Genomic DNA, 5,919 nt, shown 5'->3' on the forward strand with positions numbered 1-5,919 from the left:
AGAAAAAATGGAGGTCGGCGACACACCCGCTGGGCAGTTCGACCATGGCAATGTGAAACGGAAGCTCCGGGCAAGGCAGCAATCCTTCCATGAATTCAAGCTGCTCGGCAACAGGCTCGCCGATGCGAAGCGATGAGAGCCCGTAATGCTCAACATTGCCGCCCTTCGCAGCGACGCAAAGCTGAGTGTCGATTTTCAGATATGCGACAGAATGCCCGTTGTAGAAGAAATTGAAAATCCAGTTTCCAACCTCTTTCGGCAATCCATGCATGATCTATTTGGTGACCATTAAAGCAAGTTGACGAAATGCATCATCAACATGTTCACCAGAAAGCGCACTTGTTAGATAGATTTGCCATCCACGTTGCCTTAGTTCGTCAATCTCACTATCCGATATTGCCCACCGATCGGCCAGATCGGATTTGTTGAACAGCAATACAAACGGCATGGCGCCGAATTCGGCCTCGACCCGTTCGCGCAGCGTGAGCGCCACGGCAAGAGTGGCGGCGCGCGTTCCATCGACGACAAGCACAAGCCCGGTTGCACCTCGCACATAGCTGACGCGGAATGAGCCGATATCGTCTTCACCGGCTAAATCCCACAAAATCAGATCCACGGTTTTGTCCGGGAGCACGACATTCTTCTTGTCGATCTTCACGCCCACCGTGGTCAGGTAGGTTTCTGAAAAGATGCTCTGCACATACCTGCGCACCAGACTCGTCTTCCCGACAGAGAACCCGCCCAGCATGCAGATTTTCTTTTGCAACATCTTGGGCTCCACTAGTCCAGATTCACAGTAATCGAAACCCGGCGATTGGTGGAGCTCCCGGCCTGACTATTTTCAGGCACCAGCGGCTCAAAAGTGCCCGCGCCCCGAACCTGCAGCAGTTCCGGAGCGACGCCGCGCTTGTTGAGAAGCGCACGAACTGTCTCGGCGCGGGCGGCGCTGATCGACGCGTTGGCCGTCTCACGGCCCGTGGTGTCCGAATGGCCGGTCAACATGAACCGCGCTGTTACGCCTGACTTGCGGGCATTTTGGGCGAATTCCTTTATCAGATCCGCCAACCTGTCGAGAACCGGCAGCTGCTCCGGTCCCGGCACGACTTTGCCGGAAGAGAAGAAAATATCGGTCGTCTGGATGGCGTCTCTCAAAGAATTAAGTTCTGCAAGGTTCAGCTCACGCAGCTGCGAGACATCCAGACCCACTCCGTCCGCCGAAAGCTGTTCGGAGGCGGCTTGCGCCCGGCTGATCCAGCCGGCAGGAGCCTCACCCACGGCGACGATGCGACCCTGGATGATCGAAAGCTGAACCGATTTCGGCGGGGACAGCGACGCCGTCAGCCGCTTCACCACGAACTTCGGATCAAGGCTCTGATAGAATTGCCACTGTGAATGAACGCGGGCAGGATCAACCTGCGTTCCGGACAGCAGAGCTTGCGGGTCGGCGGCAAGCGGGTCTCTCAGGCCGGAAATGTAGAATTGTCCGCCGCTCGTCCGTTGTTGGGCGACGATGATTCCCGATTGGGCCTCAAGTCGCGCCACATAATACTGCCAATGCTCCGCCTCGCGCGCTTCGGGACTCACATCACGAACCTTGGAGATGTCGAATTCCGGTCCGCCTACCGAAAGCTGTCGGGCCGCTGCGCGCGCTCGATCTATCCAGGTATCGGGAGCCTCACCCTCGGCAACGATGCGATTCTCGACGATCGAAAACCGAACCGATTTCGGCGGATAGAGCGACGCCGTCAGCCGCTTCAACACGAACTCCGGTTCAAGGCTCTGATAGAATTGCCACTGCGAATGAACCAGTGCGGGATCGACCTCGGTTCCCGACAACAGCGACTGCGGGTCGGCGCCAAGCGGGTCTCTCAGGCCGGAAATGTAGAATTCGCCGTCGCGTATCCTTTGTTCGGCAACGATGATGCCCGGCTGGGTGCCCAGTCGCGACACGTAGGCCTGCCAGTGCTCCGCCGCGCGTTCTTCGGGGTCACGGACCCTGGAAATATCGAATACCGGCCCGCCTGCTGAAAGCTGCCGGGCGGCGGCCTGCGCCCGGTCGATCCAGGCGCCGGGAGCCTCGCCCTCGGCAACGATGCGATTCTCGACGATCGAAAGCTGAACCGATTTCGGCGGATAGAGCGACGCCGTCAGCCGCTTCAACACGAACTCCGGCTCAAGGCTCTGATAGGATTGCCACTGCGAATGAACGCGGGCGGGATCGACCTGCGTTCCGGACAGCAGCGACTGTGGGTCGGCGGCAAGCGGGTCTCTCAGGCCGGAAACGTAGAATTGGCCGTCGCGTATATTTTGCTCGGCAACGATGATGCCCGGCTCGGCCGCCAAGCGCGACACATAGGCTTGCCAGCGCTCCGCCGCGCGTGCTTCGGGGCTCACATCACGAACCTTGGAGATGTCGAATTCCGGTCCGCCTGCCGAAAGCCGTCGACCCGCTGCGCGCGCCTGGTCGATCCAGGTGCCAGTGGCCTCGCCCTCGGCAACGATGCGATCATTGACCACCGAAAGCCGCACCGACTCTGGCGGCACCAGCGACGCCGTCAGCCGCTTCAACACGAACTGAGGCTCGAGACTCTCATAGAACTGCCACTGCGCATGCACGCGCGCGGGATCGACCTCGGTTCCCGACAACAGCGCTTGCGGGTCGGCGGCAAGCGGATCGCGGAGGCCGGCAATATAGAATTGGCCACCGCTTATATTTTGCTCGGCAACGATGATGCCTGGCTCGGCCACCAAGCGCGACACATAGGCCTGCCAGCGCTGCCCGGTTTGCCAGGAAAGAAAGAACCAGGCACCCCCCAGAATCAAAATCAGCGCAACCAGAGCCACCACCAGCCACGGAAATCCCTGGTTTGTATCCTCCTGCTTCAGCTCAACGCAGGTCTGCAGCTGCGCCTCTACGCCGAACAGCTGCGAGGTGTCCCCGTCAAACTGCTCTAAAGCCTCCGAGCTTTGGTCATGGATGCGAAGCAATACGTCGCGAAATATTTCATGCAGTCCCTCCGGCGGATTTCCCCGGATCACCGCAACCAGCGTCGCAAGCGGTCCGACTTCCGACCAGAGACGAAGCTCGCCAAAGCGGATCGTGTCCAGGCCGCTCTGTTCTTTCTCGTTGAATGAATCCTTCACAAAATCTTGAATTGCGCTGAGCATCGAGGAAATGAGCTGAGGATCCTCGCTGGTTGCGTTATCGGCCGTAACATGCGCTATCAAGAGCCCGGAATTGCGGTTGATGAGAAAAACATGCTCTACGCGATAGACGAGAGAATGCTTCAGAACGACTTCCGAGAAGCTGGCACCGGTTCTCCAAGCTTCCACTCTCCACTTGAGACCATGCCAAGTGAATATATGTCGTAGAGTTTCATTTAGCGACTGAAAGGTCTGGTCGATCTTTTCTCCGATCGACTTGCGAATTGCCGGCAGAAACACCGGATACAATATATCCGTCAGAGTACGCGGGCTCTTCTGGATCGAGCGTTGCACGGCCCGCTCGACGGCCGGTGCGAGGGCCTCGCCGAGTTGCGCATGCGGCGCTTGGGCGGCCGCACTGGGGAGAACGCCGCCCACCGCCGTCGCAAGCTGCGCCGGTTCGTCCAGCAGATCCGTGACGCGTGAGAGCTCCGAAATCTCGCGGCCGACCAGCAACTGGCGCAGCGCTTCCATGCGAGGGTCGGCGGTTGGAACCGACTCGAATTGCGCCCGATAGTCCGGATCGACGTTCCGGGCTATTTCGACCAAAAGCTTAGCGAGAGCCTCGCGATCAATCCCTGTATCGTTCGAAGCTGCTTTTTTTGGAAGGCTGATTGGGTCGACGGTTGACGTCAAGTTCCGATCAACTCACTTTCCAGCCACGCTCCGAGTTGGTCTTGCTGCCGACGGGATCCTGATTGAGACATTTTGCGACCTCGACAAACAGGCCGGCCAAAAGATTGCGGTCGGTCTTGACGTTGCTGAGATCGGAAAACACCTTCTCTATCAGCATCTGAACGCTTTCGATCCTTTGCTTGATTTCCTCACGCAGCAAATGATCGTTTCGATTGATCCGGTCTGCAACATCGCGCTCGAGCTCGCTGACTTGATCCGACAATGCGCGCACCTGCTTTTCAAGTGCCTGATTTTGCTCGCGAAGATTCCGGTCGATCTCCTTGTCGCCCTCGGCTCGCGCATCTTTTTCGTTCCGCAATTGCGTCGCGAGCGAATCGACCTGCTTCTTCGCATTTGATTCGTACATTTCAAGATTGCGCTTGGCCTCGGATTCAACATCCTTGAAGCGCTGCAAGACCCGTTCTTCAAGCTTGGAAAAGCGGCGATCGTAGTCCTGCATCTGGTTGCCGAACAGCAGATCCCGTATCTTGTCGACACCTACAGCGTCGCCCGGGGCTCCGCTCTCGCGAGCTTGGCCCGCCATGAAGCTCAGTCCATTTCCCTCTGCATTACCGATCAGATTTGCGTCCGCTTTATTTGCTGAAGACGCGGTACTCGAAGATTCCTTAGCCATCACTATGCCCCAATTGCCAGTGGAAAACCCGGAAACGGGGATTATGTCAGACAAATACCCGGCCCACAAGCCGAAATCCTCTTTGGCTCGAGCCGATTCGCGCGCCTCTTGTTCGATCTCTGAACTAGCAACAGCTGCGCAATCTTCGATGATTTCGCTCTTGTATTTCTTTGATAGCTGAAGCAGTCGGCAAATCCAATTGATCATTCACTGAAACGTACTATCGAAAGCACGTCTAAAATCTATATATACTTTGAATGGAATAAATTATGATTTTTCATTAGATTAATTGCAATCCGCTGATCTAGATGTGCAGATACTTTCTGGCATCGGCCCGCATACTGTAACCGTCACCTTCCAACGCGGACCCAACGCTAGAAGGAAGGTCTTCTCTAGGACAGAGAATGGCTGTTCGAGAATCCAGGTTGAACGGCTGTTATTGCCGCAAGGCGGCCTGCGGCCATTACATTAGCGATGTCTACTTTTAATGAATCGACAGGACCTTGGAAAGGACTGCCATGCGGCGCCCGTCTCAGGACAACCCGTCTGCAAGCCAGGTCAGGCTTGATTTTCAGCGGAATGCGGCGGGGCTAGATGACCCTCCCGGAGCGGTGAACGAATGTGCGAGCGGAAATGCGCCGGCGCACCGACCTCAGATCTAAGCCGTCGGGCATGAGCGCTTGCCATTCAAGCATGTCTTCAAGTCTTCCTGCTGCCTCTAATGCCCCCCGATCTTGACAGAGCAGTGCTGCCGTCCGATGCCGTATCTCCCGGCGAAAGAAAGCGAAACTCGATGATCCAGGACAAAGCTACCGTAAGCGTTGTGGTACCGACGTCCAGGCGCGGGTAAGATCGCGTGGCGCATAATCCATTGGTTTCAGTCGTAATTCCTGCGCACAACACGGAGGCAACGCTGGCGCGCGCGCTCGATTGCCTTCTCGAGCAGGAGGTCTTGGACTGGGAGGCGATCATCGTCGACGACGCCTCCACGGACAGCACCCCCGCGATCATCGCCGGTTATGTGGAACGAGATGCCCGATTTCGGACGTTGAGTTCTTGCGCGCATAGCCCCGCCGGCGCGCGTAATGACGGGATTTCGACAGCGCGCGGCCAGTGGCTGATGTTCCTGGATGCCGACGACTGGGTGGATGCCAGCTTCCTTGCGAAAATCCTGGCCGCACTGAAAACCGCTCCCGATGCAGTGGTCGCCTATTGCGGTTCACGGCGCGTGATGCCCGATGGAGCATTCACCCCCTCGAGCATCGCCCCCGAAGTCGCGATCCAGCCCTTCGAAACGTTCTCCCGCCGATGTGCCATCGCCACTCACGCGGTGCTGGTCGACCGGGAAACAATCGTCGAGTTGGGCGGTTTCGATGCGTCGCTGCGTACCTGCGAAGACTGGGATC

General features: G+C 57.5%; 4 protein-coding genes and 1 pseudogene. 1 reads left to right on the plus strand and 4 read right to left on the minus strand.

Going from position 1 to position 5,919, the window contains the following annotated elements; all coding sequences use genetic code 11:
• The 4 genes and pseudogenes from EOA36_RS24820 to EOA36_RS24835 form a co-directional block, all read right to left on the minus strand.
• Nucleotides 1-271 (minus strand): annotated as a pseudogene (locus EOA36_RS24820) (adenylate/guanylate cyclase domain-containing protein); the annotation flags it as partial.
• A 3-nt stretch (nt 272-274) separates the two neighbouring features.
• Nucleotides 275-769, minus strand: a complete 495-nt coding sequence (locus EOA36_RS24825; RefSeq protein ID WP_127279821.1) for a Rab family GTPase — start codon at nt 767-769, stop codon at nt 275-277.
• 11 nt (nt 770-780) lie between these two features.
• Nucleotides 781-3,840 carry an OmpA family protein gene (locus EOA36_RS24830; RefSeq protein WP_127279822.1) on the minus strand — a complete coding sequence of 1,020 codons (3,060 nt, stop codon included), beginning with the start codon at nt 3,838-3,840 and terminating at the stop codon, nt 781-783.
• A 7-nt stretch (nt 3,841-3,847) separates the two neighbouring features.
• Nucleotides 3,848-4,720: a hypothetical protein gene (locus EOA36_RS24835; protein WP_245464459.1), complete on the minus strand. Its 873-nt coding sequence runs from the start codon at nt 4,718-4,720 to the stop codon at nt 3,848-3,850.
• Nucleotides 4,721-5,369: 649 nt separating this feature from the next.
• On the opposite strand from EOA36_RS24835, the gene EOA36_RS24840 reads away from it, so the two are divergent.
• Nucleotides 5,370-5,919, plus strand: a 550-nt coding sequence (locus EOA36_RS24840) for a glycosyltransferase family 2 protein (protein WP_127279823.1), incomplete at its 3' end; no start/stop codon positions are given.

Origin of the sequence: Mesorhizobium sp. M8A.F.Ca.ET.021.01.1.1 (genome assembly GCF_003998025.1) — a bacterium.
In the GTDB taxonomy this organism is placed as follows: domain Bacteria; phylum Pseudomonadota; class Alphaproteobacteria; order Rhizobiales; family Rhizobiaceae; genus Mesorhizobium.

Bases quoted from the DNA above. Each gene is read 5' to 3' on its own strand.
- EOA36_RS24835 (WP_245464459.1), bottom strand. From the start codon at position 4,720: ATGATCAATTGGATTTGCCGACTGCTTCAGCTATCAAAGAAATACAAG.
- EOA36_RS24825 (WP_127279821.1), bottom strand. From the start codon at position 769: ATGTTGCAAAAGAAAATCTGCATGCTGGGCGGGTTCTCTGTCGGGAAG.